At 39.5% G+C, this 17,549-nt stretch carries 14 protein-coding genes and 1 tRNA gene; 4 read left to right on the top strand and 11 right to left on the bottom strand.

Annotated elements, in window-relative coordinates; genetic code table 11:
• Nucleotides 1–270 precede the first annotated feature (270 nt).
• Nucleotides 271–1,266, top strand: a complete 996-nt coding sequence (locus tag ACSQ6I_RS14950) for an SGNH/GDSL hydrolase family protein (RefSeq protein WP_438891106.1) — start codon at nucleotides 271–273, stop codon at nucleotides 1,264–1,266.
• 7 nt (nucleotides 1,267–1,273) lie between these two features.
• Here ACSQ6I_RS14950 and ACSQ6I_RS14945 read toward each other — a convergent pair whose 3' ends face one another.
• Nucleotides 1,274–2,605, bottom strand: a complete 1,332-nt coding sequence (locus ACSQ6I_RS14945; RefSeq protein WP_438891105.1) for an RNA-guided endonuclease InsQ/TnpB family protein — start codon at nucleotides 2,603–2,605, stop codon at nucleotides 1,274–1,276.
• 88 nt (nucleotides 2,606–2,693) lie between these two features.
• Here ACSQ6I_RS14945 and ACSQ6I_RS14940 point away from each other — a divergent pair, with 88 nt between their 5' ends.
• Nucleotides 2,694–2,831: a plasmid mobilization protein gene (locus ACSQ6I_RS14940; RefSeq protein ID WP_438891104.1), complete on the top strand. Its 138-nt coding sequence runs from the start codon at nucleotides 2,694–2,696 to the stop codon at nucleotides 2,829–2,831.
• Nucleotides 2,832–2,895: 64 nt separating this feature from the next.
• On the opposite strand, the gene ACSQ6I_RS14935 is transcribed toward ACSQ6I_RS14940, so the two are convergent.
• The 4 genes from ACSQ6I_RS14935 to ACSQ6I_RS14920 all read right to left on the bottom strand — a co-directional run bounded on the left by ACSQ6I_RS14935 (nucleotide 2,896) and on the right by ACSQ6I_RS14920 (nucleotide 6,189).
• Nucleotides 2,896–3,675: a class II aldolase/adducin family protein gene (locus ACSQ6I_RS14935; protein WP_438891103.1), complete on the bottom strand. Its 780-nt coding sequence runs from the start codon at nucleotides 3,673–3,675 to the stop codon at nucleotides 2,896–2,898.
• A gap of 259 nt (nucleotides 3,676–3,934) precedes the next feature.
• Nucleotides 3,935–4,237 (bottom strand): IS200/IS605 family accessory protein TnpB-related protein, encoded by a 303-nt coding sequence (locus ACSQ6I_RS14930; protein WP_438891229.1) that lies wholly within the window; start codon nucleotides 4,235–4,237, stop codon nucleotides 3,935–3,937.
• A 2-nt stretch (nucleotides 4,238–4,239) separates the two neighbouring features.
• Nucleotides 4,240–5,232: a pentapeptide repeat-containing protein gene (locus ACSQ6I_RS14925; RefSeq protein WP_438891102.1), complete on the bottom strand. Its 993-nt coding sequence runs from the start codon at nucleotides 5,230–5,232 to the stop codon at nucleotides 4,240–4,242.
• A gap of 66 nt (nucleotides 5,233–5,298) precedes the next feature.
• Entirely contained in the window at nucleotides 5,299–6,189 is an 891-nt protein-coding gene (locus tag ACSQ6I_RS14920) for a hypothetical protein (protein ID WP_438891101.1), read from the bottom strand.
• 207 nt (nucleotides 6,190–6,396) lie between these two features.
• Here ACSQ6I_RS14920 and ACSQ6I_RS14915 point away from each other — a divergent pair, with 207 nt between their 5' ends.
• A complete protein-coding gene (locus tag ACSQ6I_RS14915) occupies nucleotides 6,397–6,600 on the top strand; it encodes a hypothetical protein (protein ID WP_438891100.1) in 204 nt (67 codons plus the stop codon).
• A gap of 143 nt (nucleotides 6,601–6,743) precedes the next feature.
• Here ACSQ6I_RS14915 and ACSQ6I_RS14910 read toward each other — a convergent pair whose 3' ends face one another.
• The 3 genes from ACSQ6I_RS14910 to ACSQ6I_RS14900 form a co-directional block, all read right to left on the bottom strand.
• Entirely contained in the window at nucleotides 6,744–7,457 is a 714-nt protein-coding gene (locus ACSQ6I_RS14910) for a hypothetical protein (protein WP_438891099.1), read from the bottom strand.
• Nucleotides 7,450–10,470, bottom strand: coding sequence for an HsdM family class I SAM-dependent methyltransferase (locus ACSQ6I_RS14905; protein WP_438891098.1), 3,021 nt, complete (start codon nucleotides 10,468–10,470; stop codon nucleotides 7,450–7,452). The genes ACSQ6I_RS14910 and ACSQ6I_RS14905 overlap by 8 nt, the downstream gene beginning before the upstream one ends.
• 564 nt (nucleotides 10,471–11,034) lie before the next feature.
• Nucleotides 11,035–11,106, bottom strand: a tRNA-Thr gene (locus tag ACSQ6I_RS14900).
• Nucleotides 11,107–11,139: 33 nt separating this feature from the next.
• Between ACSQ6I_RS14900 and ACSQ6I_RS14895 the strand changes: the two genes are divergently transcribed.
• Nucleotides 11,140–11,409 carry a DUF3493 domain-containing protein gene (locus ACSQ6I_RS14895; protein WP_015214918.1) on the top strand — a complete coding sequence of 90 codons (270 nt, stop codon included), beginning with the start codon at nucleotides 11,140–11,142 and terminating at the stop codon, nucleotides 11,407–11,409.
• 203 nt (nucleotides 11,410–11,612) lie between these two features.
• Here ACSQ6I_RS14895 and ACSQ6I_RS14890 read toward each other — a convergent pair whose 3' ends face one another.
• The 3 genes from ACSQ6I_RS14890 to infB all read right to left on the bottom strand — a co-directional run bounded on the left by ACSQ6I_RS14890 (nucleotide 11,613) and on the right by infB (nucleotide 17,511).
• Nucleotides 11,613–13,241: a DUF1565 domain-containing protein gene (locus tag ACSQ6I_RS14890; protein WP_438891097.1), complete on the bottom strand. Its 1,629-nt coding sequence runs from the start codon at nucleotides 13,239–13,241 to the stop codon at nucleotides 11,613–11,615.
• A 319-nt stretch (nucleotides 13,242–13,560) separates the two neighbouring features.
• Nucleotides 13,561–13,758: a hypothetical protein gene (locus tag ACSQ6I_RS14885; protein ID WP_438891096.1), complete on the bottom strand. Its 198-nt coding sequence runs from the start codon at nucleotides 13,756–13,758 to the stop codon at nucleotides 13,561–13,563.
• 609 nt (nucleotides 13,759–14,367) lie between these two features.
• Nucleotides 14,368–17,511, bottom strand: coding sequence for a translation initiation factor IF-2 (gene infB, locus ACSQ6I_RS14880; RefSeq protein WP_438891095.1), 3,144 nt, complete (start codon nucleotides 17,509–17,511; stop codon nucleotides 14,368–14,370).
• Nucleotides 17,512–17,549 lie beyond the last annotated feature (38 nt).

Here is a 17,549-nt window from a genome sequence, read left to right as displayed (position 1 = left end):
GGGTGGGTTAGCGCAGTGTAACCCACCATTATACCCTAAATTTATGGTGGGTTACGGACTAACGTCCTATAGCCTGCGTGGCGTAGCCATAACCACCCTACGATTTTTGGGTAATTTATTTTTTGGTATTCCCTTAGATTGCAAGCATCATAATTTTTTCACTTTGTTGCACGAGTTTTTTAACAACTCCATAAATAACCGTAGGTTTACTAATCCCTACAGGTTTATTGATGTGCAAAATTCGCAAAAAATACCAACAATCTAATAAGCATGAAAAAACAAGTTGTAGCGGCCGGGTTTGTTCTTTTCTCTTTCATGTTGCCACTGAAAGCTTCGGCAGCAACTTTTAGTCAAATTATTGCTTTTGGAGACAGTACTGTTGATAATGGCAATGCATTCAAAGTCACCGAAGCAGCTATAGGATTTGGAATACCCCAGTTTCCCTACTTTCAAGGGCGTTTTTCTAATGGGCCAGTCTGGGTAGAATACCTGGCAGGGAATCTAGGTTTAACAGAAACTAACTATGCATTTGGTGGCGCTACGACTAGTACTATTAACACCCTGTTTAATGATCCGTTAACCCCGGTTATTGAGAATCCCTTAAATTTCCCAGGCTTGACACAACAAATTCAGGCTTTTATGGGAACTAATTCGCAAGCTGATCACAATGCCTTGTACATAATATCGGCAGGTGCTAATGATTATCTTGGTGAAGGAAACACAAATTTTGTTCAAATAGTCAACAATTTGGCGAGTGCTATTACTTCACTTGCGTCTATTGGTGCTAAAAATTTCTTAGTGGCTAATTTACCTAATTTGGGTGATGTTCCTGCCACTAATGGGGGTCCTTATTCTGGTCAACTCAACTTTTTGACTGGATTGCATAATTCGACTTTAAGCCAGGCTCTCAACGGGTTGAATCAGCAGCAACCAAGCCTGAATATCACTCTTTTTGATGTTAATTCTTTAGTAAATAGTGCGATAGCTTCGCTCGCCGCAGGCATCGCATTACCAGGAGAATTTGGTTTACAAAATGTGACTGACGCTTGTTTTAACAGTGATGCTCAGACACTTTGTAACAACCCAGACGAGTATTTATTTTGGGATAAATTGCATCCTACAACCTATATGCACAGCATAGTAGCAAGAGGAGCGCAAGCATCACTGAAAGAGATTCCTGAACCTTCAGCAACTTTGGGAATGTTGGTACTGGGGGCTTTAGGTGCGACAGGAGTTATGAAGCGCAAACAAAAGGCGCTTAAATGAACTACCTCTAACTGGCTTCGCCTGAGTTAGAGGTTTCTACATCCTCTAACTCGTTATTAGCAAAGTTATTTTGAGATTTTTGACGCTTCTTTTCCCCCAGTTGCCGCATACTTCCAGTTTGCTTACGCTTACTGGTGGACGTGGTAGAGCTAGAAAGATCAGCGTCTACGAGGTTAGTTCCTAACCCCGGTAGAATACCTTTTGCCCAATAAAGCATAACTTCCGCAGCAGCAATATCTCTATCCTGAACATATCCACAAATAGAACACTCGTGAACTCTCACATCGAGCGTTTTCTTTTGTTGATGTCCGCATTTAGGACAGGTTTGGCTTGGTTTTACTTGACGGGTAGGAACTTCTACAAAAACACCACCAATTTGTTCTACTTTATATTTAATGGCGCTTCTCAACATTCCAAACCCCACATCAAGAATTGATTTATTTAGCCCAGCTTTTTGCTTTTTGCGCTTACCTTTATTTGCTTTACTGGTCATGTTCTTAACTTCTAGTTTTTCAGTTACAACGAAGCTATTACTGCTGACTATTTCTGTCGCAACTTGATGTACCCAATTTTGGCGTTGGTTGGCAACTTTTTGAGTTAATTTACTAACCTTAGCTTGGGCTTTTTTAAATCGCCTAGAAGCTTTAAGTTTTTTGTTTCGATTTGGTGAGCGTTTGCGTCTTTTCTCCTGAGAAACTTTTTTGATTTTGTGTTCAGTATTCCTCAAAAACTTAGGGGCATCAATTTGATAATGATTCTCTCCATCGGTAATTGATAATGCTGATTTACAACCTAAGTCAACCCCCACTGCACCAATAGGTAAAATCTCTGGTTTTAAGACTTGCTCCACAACATTAACTGTTATAGATGCGTACCATTTACCATTACGGAAAACGATAGTACAAGTAGTGGAATTACCCCAAAAATGCGCTCGACCACGCATCTGAATCCTGCCAATTTTAGAAAGATTCAGATAACCATTTTCGCCATTAGATTCTACTTTAAAACCTGCTGGGTCTGGATAAGTCCAACCTGAATAATGCCTAATTGATTTAAATCTAGGACGTTTACCCAGCCCTTTGAACCAACGCTCAAAGGCAAAATCAACCCGTTTTAAAGTTGCTTGTAAAGCATGGCTAGGAAGTTCCTTATACTCTACCCAAACCTTTTTAAATTCAGGTAAAGAATTTTGTTGTTCAAAATAATCAACTTGATGGTTGAATTTTTGATATTGAGTAAATCTGTTACTAACTGCGGCATTGTACAAGTCTTTGTGTAACTTTCGATGATACCGCAATAAAGATTCTATTTTTTGATTTGGGTATAGCCGAAAAGTCATTCTCCTCATAGCCACAGCCTAATCATCCTCCTTGCCTGTTATTCTTTATGTATGTACAATTAGGATAACACATATTTGAGAAAAATACATGGCTAGAACCGAAAAAGTTATAGTAAGACTCACTAAACAAGAAAAAGAAAAAATAGAAAAATATGCTAAATATTTAGGAGTTTCTATGTCTGAGGTCATTCAAGATTACATAAAATCGCTACCAAATAAAGATTAGCCAATTAAATAAATAAAGATTGGTTATTTCCGCTTTGCTACAATACCCCGCTCTAATCCCTACCTTACGGGTACGTTGAAGGTAGGGACTGCCGCGATGCGTTCAATAAATCGGGTTCTTGTCGGACAATCATCTCATACAACGATTGAAAGCTAAACCAACCCAATTCATGGGAACCAACCTGGCTCTGGGTCAAACTAGCATACTCTGGTTTGATAAGGCTAGGTTTCCCAGCCGCTTCCGCTAATAATTGGGCTTGGCAAGAACGCTCCATTGTGATGAACCACCAAGCAGCCTCATCAACTGTGTGACCAACTGTTAGTAGTCCATGATTTTTGAGAATGAGAGCTTTATTTTGACCTAGAGTTTGAGCAATACGTTGACCTTCTTTAGGGTCGAGAACAACACCTGTGTAGTCGTCAAACAGGCTATGGTCTTGATAAAAAGCGCAAGCATCTTGGGTAATGGGGTCAAGCAGACGGCCAAGACTTGACCAGCTTTTACCGTAGATAGAATGGGCATGAGCCGCTGCAATGACATCGGGACGGGCTGCATGAACTTGGGAATGAATAGCAAAAGCTGCCCGATTTACTGGACTACTACCGTAAATTACCTCACCTTGATGATTAACTAAAATGAGGTCGCTCACTCGAATTAAACCAAAGTGCATTCCAAAGGGGTTAACCCAAAAATTTTGAGGATTTTCGGGGTCGCGTGCGGTAATATGACCAGCAACACCCTCATCAAACCCAAACCGAGAAAATAAGCGGAATGCAGCAGCTAGGCGCTGCTGAAGATATAGCCGCTGTTCTGCAACAGAATTAAAAGTTGGGATTTGGATCATATTATTAATTTTTTCTGAAATGTAATTTGCATAGTTCTAAAAAATATAGAAATATAGACAAATATCTTTTACTTTGAAAGTTTTACCTTTACTGGGGAAACTAAAATCCCCTTTATCTCATCTGCAAAAGCATTAGGGATTGCTTTTCTGAGAATACTTAACGATCCATTTACATTTGCATTAACTAAAATACCTTGAGCAGATTTATAAAAACCACGTTTAATTCTGTTACCGCTAAAAGAATGATTTCCCCCTTTTTTTATATGGGGAGTACATCTTGATCTAAAAAACTAGATTTAGATGTATAGCTTTCTTCTTGAAGAATTACAGAAATACCCTCTAATTTTGCTTTATAGGTCAACTGTTCAATAAATCTGGTATGTGGTATTTGAGTAAAATTTTGGTTATTTTTAGAACCTATATTTAGTTCTTGTTTCCAACCTTCATTTTTTCCAATTACCAAAGTACCTATATCTAATTCAATCAATCTGTTGATTAAATATCTGCTGGCTTTATGCAAGTAGTCATCAACCTTAAAATTGCGTTTTGCACAGAATTCAATATTTAGTAATTAATTGTACCATCAGGCATTACTGCGCCAGTTAAATCTGCACCGGTCAGATTTGTACTGCTAATTTCTGCTCTGATCAGATTTGCCTGACTTAAATTAGCACCCGTCAAGTCTGTTTTAGCAAGATAGGCATCAACCAAGTCAGTTTCCGTTAGGTTAGCCTCACGCAGGTTAGCCCGACTTAAATCAACTCTACTCAATCTGGCAAAACTCAAATTTGCTCGACTCAACTTGGCTCTAGTTAATTTAGCATCTGGCATAATTGCACCATACAAATTAACACCTGTAAGTTCGGCTTCATTCAGATTTGACCGTTCCAATCTGGCATTGATCATGTTGGCACCTTTCAAATTAGCACGCTCCAGGTTAGTATCACTCAAACCTGTTTGATTCAAAATAGCTTCACTCAAGTTAGCATCACTCAAATCGGCATGACGCAGCATGGCCTCACTCAAGTTAGCACCACTAAGATCAACTTTAGCTAAGTCTGCACCAGTTAAATTGGTTCCCCGCAGATCAGCCTTACTGAGGTTAGCACCTCGGAGAATAGCGCTGTAGGTTCTTTTTTCTTCTCGCAGGTTCGCACCACGCAAACAAGCACCTTTTAGGTTAGCACCACTTAAATCAGCACCACGCAGATCTGCATCCATCAAGTTAACATCTCGCATATCCGCTAAAGTTAAATTCGCATTACGCAAATCAGCACCCTGTAAACTTGCACCATGCAAATCCGCATCATGTAAGTTAGCACTGATTAAACTCGCCTGATTTAGGTTCGCACCACTTAGTTTTGCACAAATGAGATTTGCCCTATCTAGAATTGCCCTATTGAGATAGCTAAAAATTAGGATGGTATTACATAAATCTGCCCGACTTAAACGTATACCAATTAAGTCTGCTCCAAATAAATTGACCCCATTTAAGTCAGCCTCGATAAATTTTGTTTCTCCATTTGCATATTGCTTAAGAAATTCATTAGCATTCATATTTTTCAGTTTCAGTTATTACAGGTTTTCAATTTTTACAAGATTAAAAATAGTCGAAAATTGCTATTATTGTTTTTGATCGGGTGTATTTGTTAGAGGTGACATGACAATTTGACAAGTGTTATTATCTTCTTCATATTCATCTTTATCCTCGTTTTCATCATATTCATATTCATCAATTACCGTAGGTTGATAATTGGTATTGACTATAGTTTTAACTTCTGGAATTGAATAGTTATTCAACGCTTTTTCTTGTTGTGTAGATACAATATCGCCATAAAAATCTTGCATAGCGCGGATGATTGCACTGGATGCTTGAGTATTTTCATCTGAGTTGCCTAGATGTATAATAGTATTATTTAGTTTAGATTCAAGCTCTTTGATAGTTGCACAAGAATCAAATAATTTTCGCAACAAAACATCAAGCTCTTTAGTCTTCAATTTTAACCAGTCTTCTTCCTTGAAAGTGAATTTATTATAAAGTGCAGAAAATAAAACTATTTTAGCCCTAAGCGGGTTAGTATATTTCATAAGATTTTGCCGTAAATCAAATTGGTTATATTGAGATTTAATTGCCTTGCCGGGAGATTTTTCTGGGAAGTTTTTGGATGATATTTCATTTTGATTAGGTTGTTTTAATACTATTCCTGTGACTTCTTCTGGTACTATATATATTTTTTCTATTTCATTTAAAATTACACTAGCGACAAGAGTATATTCAGATTTTTTATTCAGGGTTTTGACAACTTCAGATAAAGTATAATTCCAATGCTCTATGGTGGGGTTCAAACTGCATAATTCTTCAATTAATTCTTGTAATTTAAACTGATCTAAGGTATCTTGATCATTCTCCCAAACATTTTTACAAGCACAAAAGACTAATTTTTTAATCCGTTTTGAGTTTTCGTGTTGTTCTAAATTTTTAGCTACTTTGTCAAGGCTAAATAGAGTCTGCATTGGTGAATCTCTGGTTGGTAGAAGTTATGGGTATCTGATAGAGATAAATTATAGCGGTACTGGGGTTTTCTTACTATCTCTGTAATACAACGCAAGGATTTACCCCAATTCCTGCAAAAAGTTACGGTCTTGCATGGGAAAATACCTGAATTGCAAGAGAACTTGTCAACTTTGTTGGTAATTTGAAAGGGCTGGGGTGATTGGGGGGTGCAATGCCTGCGGCGGGCAGTGCGATCGCTTAGGTTGGGGCTTACGGCGATCGCACGTTGGGAGAAATTTCGGTTTAACCCCCCACCATCTCGGCAGCAGTTGGAGGCTGTGGCTAAGGTTCTGGGGGTTGATGCTGATAGATTAGAGCAGATATTACCTCCTGCTGCGGTTGAAGGTAATGCAGGGGTGTCAGTATCATAATTTATGTTTACTGTCTGAGTGTCCTAATTGTGGGACTAGGTTTAAAATTCTGGCTTTGTGGGTTGATGGGTGGTGTCAAAGGTATTTTTTACCGTTTGGGGAAATGGTAAAACATCAGAAGGGTATTTGAGTAAGCTTTAAATTTATTCAATCGAAGATATATTATTAGTATCTGTAGCATTAGTATCTGTAGGTATTATTTTGAATAGTAAATGGTGACATCTAAAGTTCACCGGATATGACTTTCCTGAAGGAACTATTCGCTGGTGATCTGAGGTTTTATTATCACGAGTTGGAAAATCTGGATGCTCATTCAATGTGCATGGTACTTTGGTTTGAATATTGCTAAAAGCTTTGTTTAAATCACCAGAAAAAAGATAACCCAGCATTCCTCCCTCACTAGAGAACGGAGCATATCTACAAGTCATAAAATTTTTATTTATTTCTTTTACATATTCAGTTATATCTACATCTGATTTCAAAATCTTAGCTTCTAAAGGCCAAATAATTCTGTCATTAGCTATAAGAATAAATGCAATGTCATACTGTGGAGGTTGAGCTTGTGCTGATTTGCTGGTTTCAAATTCATACACTTCTTGTAGAACTAAAAAAGGCTCGTCCCCAGTCTTAACCTGATGAATCTTCACTACAAGAGCTTGAGTAATACTTCTTTCTAACTGCTCCTCATTTCCATCAAAATTAATTTGTGATAAAAACTCAGAAACCAGCAAATCATAGCCTTCCCAAACGAGTTTTATCAAAATTGATATAGCATCAGGATTCCATGCTTTTGCCAATTCTACAAAGTCACCTGTATTTGGATACCTCTTTTTAAGAATATTTCCTCTTCTAACCACTATATGACTCCTCTATAACCTCTGATTCTGTATCAAATGTTGTCTGCCACGTCATAATATCTGCGGCTACTTCATCAGCATCTCTTAAAGCCATAGAGCGAGTCCAATAACGAATTTTGTCAGGTTTGATTAAATAAATAGTAGGAATTTTTATCCCATTCATTTGCACAGAATCATAGATTCTGGCAACACGCTGATAAAAGATGCCACCATTTTCTATACTTCCTCTTTCCAGATACAACTTATTTAAGTTTTCCAAGCGTTCCATTAAATCAGGGGAGTCAATAGGTTTAATATGAACACCTTCAGAATCAGGCTTATTAAGATAAATAGCCACTAAGCGAATAGGAAGAAGAGTCTTAGTTTGTTCCTGAAATATGGTGGCAAAAACTTGTTTATCTTGTCCAAATCCTGCTTTAAGAACTCGCAAAAAATACTCACAATATGCGGTAAGTTCAGGTTCATTATTATTGTTAGATTGGCTATTATTTCTACGGTGAGTTCTTTTTCGTCCGGGGGAAGCAATATCTCCTTTAAAGTCTTGTAGAGTATAATCAACAATATCCTGAATTAGCACTGACTCACTATTTTTTAAATCAAATACTTCACTTATATATAAATCTACATCATTAATAGTTTTAATATCTTGAAGCAATCCTTTCTGTGGTTTTGGAAGTGGTACTTGTCGTAAATCTTCCACATTAACTTTAGGTCGGTATGCGGCAAATGAAGCACTTGAAAGTAGAAGATAATAAACAGCTAATTTACTGTTATAAGTTAAACAAGCAACTTCCAAAATCGAAGCAAATTCTTGTGGTATATGTACACTTAAATAGCTTCCAGAGCAAATAATTCCTTCATCAGTGCTATCTGCTTCAGTTAAGGCTGCTCGAAAGCGTTTCTGTGATGCTAACCAGCTTTGTTTGATTATCAATTGTGGTAAATTAAAAGCACCTATTTTTTCTACTCTTGCTCTTTCTGCATAAATATCTTGATTAATGGGAAGGTCTTCTTTTTTAAGATGAATAAGTGTACCTTTTGGAAAATTCGTAGTTTCTAAAACTCTTCTATCTAAAAGTTCTTTATACCTTTCTTTCTTAGTACCTCTAATTATTCCCTGACTACTAATAGCAATATTATTATTCTCTAATTGTGTAAGATTATTAAATCTACTTAATCTCCTAACAAGATTTAGATCGCGTCTTCCTCCCCACATTAAAGCTGTCCAAACTAATGGATCTGTTATTGCCTCTTGTGGGTAAATTGTATTAATATAATCTGGCTCAATTACTATATGATAGTCATCCTCATTTGTCATAACGGGCTTGGGACAAATGTACGTCAAAGGCTCACCGTCAGGGGGTATTGCGGACATAGTAATGATACAAGTTGGAGAAATAGCATCTTTAAAAAGTCCAAAACGTAATGCAGACAAATTAACTATTTCTTCTATTTTGAAATCTGAAAAGAGAGTGTTACGGAATCTCCTAGCAGGTCTACTTTGATTAAAAATCAAAGCCATTGCAGGTTGCATCATTGCTATTTGTCCACCCAATTTAGTTAAAGTAACAGCTTTTGGTAGAAAGAAAAGAGCAATATTACCATAAGAAGTATTCCATCTATTCCGATTTTCAGGTCTATTCTTCCAAGAATCTATGTATAAAGATTTCTTTACGGAATTTTTACCCCATGGTGCATTACCAACAACTAAATCATATTTACCAGCATCTTCAACAGAACGAAAACCTTCTTTATCTTCTTGAAAAAAATCAGCAGCAATTAATTGACGTTCACGTAATATAGGAAAGCGAAACTCATTCTCCCAATAATATTGAGGTTCAACTTTATCAAGCATGGTTAAATAAAGACTAAAAGATGCTACTCTTACTGCTTGAGCATCTACATCAACACCAAATAAATTATTTTCTAGTAAATATTTTAAATCACTTGGCTTAATTGTTCTTGGATGAGCTTGTTCCCATCTATGAATTAAACGTTGGAATGCTTTAACCAGGAAAATTCCTGAACCACAAGCAGGATCAAGAATCTTGATATCCCATTCTTGACTATCCCAAGGTAAAACACCATCTAGTACAAAGTCAACTATATGTTCTGGTGTGTAATGAACTCCTGTGCCAGATTCTTTACTAACAAACTCCTCATATATACTGCTAATAAACTCTAAAGGTATAACGTCAAAATGGTAGTATGGCCATAGACTTAATTGTCCAGTTTCAATGTCTACATGACCACTGACAAAATCAGCAAGTATATTTAGATGAGGTTGTTTAACTTTTTGTTCTTCTGTTTGCCATTCAGCTTCACGTTCTTCTTCGGTAGCTCCCTTACCTGGGAATAAATCACCATTGAACTTGCTATTAAGCCAACGAAAAAATTTATAACTATCTCTATGATTTCTTAATATGTCAGCTAAACGAAAGTATTTAGCCGATAATTCACCAGTTCTATATAAATAATCCAGTAAAGTTGTATTTAAGCCAGGATTACCTTCAGAATCTTGACGGTCAAAAAGGAATTGAATAAAAATAATTCTTGCTAATAAATCATGAATTGTGTCATCATCAAGTTCATTTTTCTGAAGTCTTTTCCGAACGCTTTTCAGATTTTTCAATAGCATCTGGTCAGCGGCTTTTTTTCGTTGAAATCGCTGGCTATGTTCTTGAAAAAATTGACCTGATACTAAATCAGCCCAGTGTAACCGCAAAGTTTCAGCAGCTTGACCTGAAAGAGATAACTGATTAAATGACTCAATTTCCTGTTTAGAAACATTAACTACAGGCTTTATAATATCATCTTCTTTTGGAGGTTTTTCATAGCACGTCCAAATTCTTAATCGGTTAGGTTCTGTTGTAATGAGTGACGGTGTACGCGAAAAACTCCAAGCAAGTCTATAAGTTTTCTTTAATGTTTCCTCTGATACTTCTCCTGGAAAATCGCACACTAAAGCAATAGGTGTTTCTGTTGAATCCCCTTGAGGATTTGCAGCCAGCACGCCTATTTGCACACCATGACCATCTGAAAGTTTGCGGATAGTTCTACCTAATTTTTCCCTAGCGATTCGTGCATAAACACTTGGTCCAGCACCAGATGGCTCCAAAATTTCTTGTGGAGTTGGCCAGTGAAGCTTTTCATGTGCTAATTCAAGTAGTCCAGACTGTGACATTCCGTTGTTTACGCTGCATTAAAGTATAATTTTACATTTCAACCATTACATTGTCATGATATTGATTGATAATCTTCAAGAGTACAGGAGTATTATTCACTCCTGCAATAATATTTAAATATAGTTCATAAAATCTTATTGAGAGCGATCGCACTTTCATTAAAAGCAAACGATACTCGTAACAGACAATATCATGCTACTTCAGTTTTAATCAGCCAATTCACTAGTTAACTGCTGATAAATAACATCTAACCACACGGGAATCACAGCTTTACCTTTATCAAGGGAAGCGGTCATATTTTATAAGAGAAAGCGATAGCTACGCTCGCCGCAGGCATCGCGCAAGCGCTGACTTGTCAGTTCGCTCTTTTTGCAAGAATATTAAATAACTAAAGCCGATGATGGGATTTGAACCCACGACCTACTGATTACGAATCAGTTGCTCTACCCCTGAGCCACATCGGCATACACAGCTTAACATTATAGCATTATTTACCTATGATAGATCCAAATTCCCAAAATCGTCTTAACTCTAAACAATATGCCCACCTGAAAGCCGAAATAGCAGCCCCCTATCGTGGTTTGCGGCAATTTATCTATATAGGTGTTGGTGCTTCTGGTTTTATCGGCGCATTCACCTTCTTTTTTCAACTGCTTGCTGGCAAGAATATTGACAGCACCTTGCCCAATTTCGCGCTTCAAGTGGGAATAGTCGCCTTGATGATATTTCTTTGGAAATGGGAACAAAGTCGGCAAAAACGTCTTTAAGGGACTTCCAAATAAAAAAATACTCAACCACCTAACGTAAAAATCTCTCAAACCCTTATTCCTCTTTGTCCTCTGCGCCTCTGCGGTTCGTTAATCCGAATAATTTATTTCTTGGAAGTCCCTAAGAGCTAAAAATCAAAAAACATCAAGCGCCAGATGAAAATTTTATTCATAGTCTGGCGCTTTCAGTTTCCCAACTCAGCTTACTGTGCTGTCACCAAATAGGGAGAGGGAATTGGTTGCGCCCTGCCAATAGTCACAAGTGACTGATAAACAAAAGCTGCAATTTCTGCTCTAGTTGCCTCACGATTAGGATCAAGTTGTTGCACCATAGGATAATTAATCACTAATTGTCGTACAGTTGCAGCCGCAACAGGTGCGATCGCATAATTGGGAATTTGAGCCGCATCAGTGTAAAAACTGAGAATATTGTTATTATTGGCAGTCAAATTCAAACCATTTGCTAGAGCAACTAATGCCTGTACTCTGGGAATTTGTTGCTGTGGTTTAAACGTACCATCAGGATACCCAGCCACAAATTGACTCTGGTAAGCCGATTGAATTGCTCCATAAGCCCAAAAATTGCTGTTCACATCCCTAAACTGAATAGCTGTACGTTTAGCTGGGGGTGTTAAAGCTTTGGTGATAATGGTAGCAAATTGAGCGCGAGTGACAGGCTCATTGGGCTTAAAAGTACCATCGGGGAAACCTGCAATAATATTTTGGGCAGCTAAAGCTTCAATATAGGTTTTGGCCCAATAACCTGTAGGCACATCCTGAAAAACTACAGGCCCACCAGGTTGGTTAACGGTTGCAGCCACAAAATCGACTGCGCCGAAAATGCGCTTTTGATCGATATCATTACCAATAGCAACAATCCTGTTAACCTTCGTCGAATTATTCAAATCATAACGGGCGTTATCACGGATGAGATTACCACCAGGGTTGTCATTAGTACCGAGGTTGGGAAGAGCATCAATAGTTGCGACAATACCATCCCGTTTATTATTCTGAATGACATTGTTACGGAGTACAGGTTGAGCCGATTCTGAGATAAACATACCGTCGTTGTTACCAACGATGTTGTTACCTGCTACTAGAGTTGTGGCAGCACCACCAATAGCCAAACCAAAACCAGTATCCTGAAATAAGTTATTGCGAATCTCCCCTTGAGCAGATTTAGTTACTGAAACCCCATTGCCTTGATTTTTTACAAAGACGTTGTTTTCAATTTTGGGATTTCCTGTACCTGTAATGAAAACACCATCTCTGGCACTGTTTGTAAAAGTACTATTTTTGATAATGGGATTACTTGACTCTACCCATATCCCAGTACCTCGTTGATTGGGGTTAGTAACAGTGACACCTGTAATAGTGGTGTTATTCTCAGCCAAGATTGTAATGTCTTGTCTAGCAAAGGTGCGACTGGTGTAATAACCACCACCTATAATTGCTGTTCCTTGACCTTTGATAGCTTCATTACCCAGAAGTATTACTCCTGGTTTGAGCAACAAGGGGAAAGTTTCTCCAGTATCTTTGGTATAGCTACCAGGCGCTAGTTGAATAACTGTATTTGATTGGGCCCGTGAAATAGCGAAGGTAATTGTTTTGTATGGTGCTTCTGGGGTAGTACCAAAACTATTACGATCATTACCAGTAACAGGATTAACGTAAATCACTGTTGCACTGGCTGGAATTTGAGCAGTTAAAGTTGGTCTGGAACTAGCGTTGACCGTACTGGGCAGTAGCATAGAAGCGCCAGTAATAACTAACAAAGCTGTTAGGCTGGTTCCTAAGGTTAAAGTAGAGATATGAAAACCCCTATATTTCATTTTAATTTTTCTGATGTACTTGATGACGGGACTTTGAACATAGTCTAAGGTCACAGGGTTTAACTGTAAAACCCATGCGAAACTATACTCGATCATCAACACTTGTTCAGTGAAAATTATTATTAAAAAACAATACGGTTCAGTTAACCTTAACCACAGTGTTTAGCCTGAGGGGGGTTAATTGAACCGTATTAGAATAAAAAAGGTAATTTTTTTGCTTTTGTGAAATTTTGTCATGAGATTTGCGGTTAAAGCTCTGGAAAATTTTTCCCATGCCCTCCGCTAGTTGTCAACAGGTTTCCAAAGATTTACTGTTTTTTTAATAAGCTAAAGTTTCTAAGGTTTCTCGTAAATACCTTTGGACTTGCTGTTCTAGGCGTAGACCTTGTAATTGAGCAGTACATTCTAGTTGCCAGCGCTGGAAACCGGAACTAGTAGAAATTGCATTCTTAAGGTTGTGCCAAAATTTAGCATCACGAGAGAATTGGCCGGTGCTAGAAGCTGAAATTTGAGCCATAGTTCCTCATTCCTCATTTTTAACTTCCAGAGTTAGACGATTTTAGATTTTAGACTTCTTCGTCAGCGCTACTTCCCTGCGGGACGCTACGCGAATGCTTAGAGTCTCAAAGAGAACGACAAGGATCGGTACAAGTCAGTCGAACGATTGCGGATTGATGATCTGTTTTGCCCACAAGGGGCAAGAGATGAACGAAGTCAAATCTAAAATCTGTGAAATGGGTCAAGATGTGATTCACCCATACCCCTCAAATTCTGAAATTTTACTTAAATCTTTTCTAAAGATAATGTTTATGTAGCAATAAGTTCTGTGTTATTGGTCACTAAAACTGACACTACACCCAAATTTTTGTGTAAAAACAAGTTGTTTTTAATTAAAAAGAGATTTTTTTAAGTAATGAGACTCCAACTAGTGGCAGTTAGCACTAGCAACAAATGAAACAAAATCTTTTTTCCTTTTGCTTTCTGCCTTCTGCCTCTGGCTGCGCTCCCCTTGCCTCCTGTTTTGTTTTTTAAAAGTTAAGAGTGCTGAGGTTTCAGGTTTGAATGTTGAACTAAAAGCTACGCCAACTCAACATTCATAAATTAACTCAGCACTCCCTACTCAACATTACTTAGTGAGGGTGAGGGTACGGCGTTTGGTTACCATTTGATAGGCTTCAATGATGTCACCTTCAGCCCAGTCATGGAATTTATCAACGTTGATACCGCATTCATAACCAGAGTTAACCTCACGGGCATCTTCTTTAATCCGTTTGAGGGAGTCAAGAACGCCTTCGTAGATCACTTTATTACCACGACGTACTCGCAGCTTGGAATTACGAACGACCTTACCAGATTGAACATAACAACCTGCAACTGCACCACGACCGATGAGGATAACGGCACGTACTTCTGCTTGTCCCAAGGATTCTTCCACCAACTCTGGTTCGAGAAGACCTTCAAGGGCCCCTTGGATATCTTCCAGAAGTTTGTAGATGATGTTGTATTCCCGCACGTCTACACCTGCTTCATCAGCAGCTTGTCTTGCACCACTGGCAAAAGTGGTATTAAAACCAATGATGACAGCGTTACTAGCAGCAGCCAAGTCGATATCTGTTTCTGTAATTTCTCCAGCAGTAGCCAACAGCATCCGAATTTGGACTTCGTTTTGGGGAATTTGCTTGAGAGATCCGATAATGGCTTCTACTGAACCTTGAACATCTCCTTTGAGGATCAAGTTGAGTTCTTTCAACTCGCCTTCTTGGGCTTGAGCAGAAAGGGTTGTGAGGGTTACACGTCCTTGTAATAGACGGGATAGACGTTGTTTGTCGGCGCGATCGCTTGCTAGAGTTCGTGCTACTTTTTCGTTCTCGAACACCTCGAAGTCATCACCGGCTGCGGGTACATCACTTAAACCCAGTACCTCAACAGCGCAGGAAGGACTAGCAACATCTACTCGTTTGCCTCTGTCATCAACCATTGCCCGAACTTTACCAAAGGCAGAACCAGCTACCAGCATATCTCCGACATGGAGAGTACCGTTTTGAATCAGCAGGGTAGCAACTGCACCCTTAGCTTTATCCAAATGAGCTTCAATTACTGTTCCCTTAGCAACACGATTTGGGTTAGCAGATAGTTCTCCTACCTCAGCTACTAGCAAGATCATTTCTAGTAACGTATCTAGGTTCTCGCCCTTAATAGCGCTGACAGGAACCATGATTGTTTCACCACCCCAATCTTCTGCCGTCAGTCCATAATTGGTTAATTCTTGTTTAACCCGTTCTGGCTGTGCGCCTTCTTTATCAATCTTGTTAATGGCAACAACGATTGGTACACCTGCTGCTTGAGCATGGCTAATAGCTTCTATGGTTTGGGGACGGACACCATCATCGGCAGCTACTACCAAAATAGCAATGTCTGTTACCCGCGCTCCCCTTGCCCGCATAGCTGTAAAAGCTTCGTGACCAGGAGTATCTAGGAAGACAATTTGTTGCTTTTTGCCATCATGTTCTATATCCACGTGGTAAGCGCCGATATGCTGGGTAATACCGCCAGCTTCACCAGCAGCCACCTTAGTTTTGCGAATCGAGTCGAGTAGAGTGGTTTTACCGTGGTCTACGTGACCCATAATCGTCACAACTGGCGGACGACGAATCAGGTGTTCCAAGTCGGTCACGTCAATCATTTCCGTGACTTTCCGGGCTTCTGCTTCTGGTTCAGTGATTTCGACTTCTACTTCTAGCTCTTTAGCTACCAGGGTAATGGTCGGAATATCCAGATTTTGGGTGATACTTACCGCCATGCCTTTCATAAACAGGATTTTCACAATCTCTGTATCGGCAACAGCCAAGCCTTCAGCCAACTCTTGGACTGTCAGTGGGCCTGTGACAATTAGTTTTTCTGGACGTTCCTGTTTGACCTCTGCTTCTTGTTGACGACGATTGTTGTCACGGTAAGAAGAACCAGACCTCTTATTTCTAGTAGTTGGGGCAGCAGCGACTAATGTTGGTTGCTGTGCAGGTCGAGTCGATTTGGGCTTAGGAGGACGAGCGATGGAAAGACTTACCTGGACGGTAGCTGGAATTTCCAGACCCTCTTCATCCAGCAAGTCATCTTCTTCAAAATCATCATCTAGGATGGGTTTGACTCGTTTGCCTTTGGGGCCAATCTTAGCCTTCTCTTTAATTTCGTCAATTATCTCCTCTTCTTGCCATTTTTTTCCACCCTTGGCTAGACGAGGAGGTGTGGGGCGTTTCAAATCCAGGAGATCAGGTGCGATCGGGGTATTATCATCTAATCCCTCTTTTTTCGCCCCTGCTCCTACCATATGCCTTGGTGGAGTCGCAGTTGGTGTAGCTGGCGATTCACCAGGACGCGCTGGTCTTGGACGTTGTACATCCGTTGATATTCCAGGCGTAGATGGTCTACTCGCTCTGTGTTCAGGTTTGAGCGGTGATGGAGTTGAACGTGCCTTCTGATCTGTGCTTGGTTTGCTGACTCTTGGCTTGGCCTGGTCGCGTTCGTCTTCACCCCGCGTTGGTCGTTCTCGTTTGAGAACCGGTTTTATTGCCGGAACTAGCTGCTCAGTAGCAGGCTCATCAGTTTCCTCTAGAGGTCTTGAGGGCGGAGCAACTAACTGCGGTTTTTGAGCTTTTTCTGGTTTTGCTCTTGGGGAAACCACTTTTTCAGGTTTTTCCCCTACTGGATTTGCATTATTAGTTGTCTGATCCGGTTCCGCAATATTAGGTTTCTGCGGGGTCTCCGATTGATTCCGGGGTACAGGTCGAGTTGGTGCCGTCGGCTTCATGGGCGAGACTGGTGTAGCGAAAGGCCGTGGAGGTGAAGGAGAATTAGCTATGGCTGATGCCTCCTGTGCGCTATCGCGAACGTCACTCATGCTATCAGACAAAGCGACTTGGTTATTAGTATCAATTGACGCCTCTGGGGCGTTGGAGGTAGTGTTTCTCAATATTTTGGGTTTGCGAATTTCCAAAATTTGCTGTTTGTGGGCTGCTGCTGCAGGTCGGTTACGTCCGCCAGTTTGAGGTGAATTTGGTTTATGGTTATTTGTACCTAATTCCTTTTTGGGCGAGACACTCGTAGCTGCGAGTTTTTCCGCAGCCATACGAATTTGTTCAGCTTCAGATTCTGAGATTGTGCTGCTATGACTTTTGACCGCGATGTTGAGCTGGTCGCAAATTGCTAATAGCTCTTTGTTATCCAAATTCAATTCCTTTGATAATTCGTAGATTCTAACTTTGCCGTTGTTCATCCACTCTTTCCCCTTTAATTTACAGTTTTAGCGGATGG

Source organism: Anabaena sp. WFMT (assembly GCF_051781005.1).
GTDB lineage: Bacteria > Cyanobacteriota > Cyanobacteriia > Cyanobacteriales > Nostocaceae > Anabaena.
Note: the sequence above shows the minus strand (reverse complement) of the source record. Positions and strands in the feature narration are given on the sequence as shown.

Coding starts and splice junctions, on each gene's coding strand:
- ACSQ6I_RS14935 (WP_438891103.1), bottom strand. CDS start 3,675: ATGATCCAAATCCCAACTTTTAATTCTGTTGCAGAACAGCGGCTATAT.
- ACSQ6I_RS14925 (WP_438891102.1), bottom strand. CDS start 5,232: ATGAATGCTAATGAATTTCTTAAGCAATATGCAAATGGAGAAACAAAA.
- ACSQ6I_RS14950 (WP_438891106.1), top strand. CDS start 271: ATGAAAAAACAAGTTGTAGCGGCCGGGTTTGTTCTTTTCTCTTTCATG.
- ACSQ6I_RS14940 (WP_438891104.1), top strand. CDS start 2,694: ATGGCTAGAACCGAAAAAGTTATAGTAAGACTCACTAAACAAGAAAAA.
- ACSQ6I_RS14920 (WP_438891101.1), bottom strand. CDS start 6,189: ATGCAGACTCTATTTAGCCTTGACAAAGTAGCTAAAAATTTAGAACAA.
- infB (WP_438891095.1), bottom strand. CDS start 17,511: ATGAACAACGGCAAAGTTAGAATCTACGAATTATCAAAGGAATTGAAT.
- ACSQ6I_RS14945 (WP_438891105.1), bottom strand. CDS start 2,605: ATGACTTTTCGGCTATACCCAAATCAAAAAATAGAATCTTTATTGCGG.
- ACSQ6I_RS14895 (WP_015214918.1), top strand. CDS start 11,140: ATGATAGATCCAAATTCCCAAAATCGTCTTAACTCTAAACAATATGCC.
- ACSQ6I_RS14890 (WP_438891097.1), bottom strand. CDS start 13,241: ATGAAATATAGGGGTTTTCATATCTCTACTTTAACCTTAGGAACCAGC.
- ACSQ6I_RS14885 (WP_438891096.1), bottom strand. CDS start 13,758: ATGGCTCAAATTTCAGCTTCTAGCACCGGCCAATTCTCTCGTGATGCT.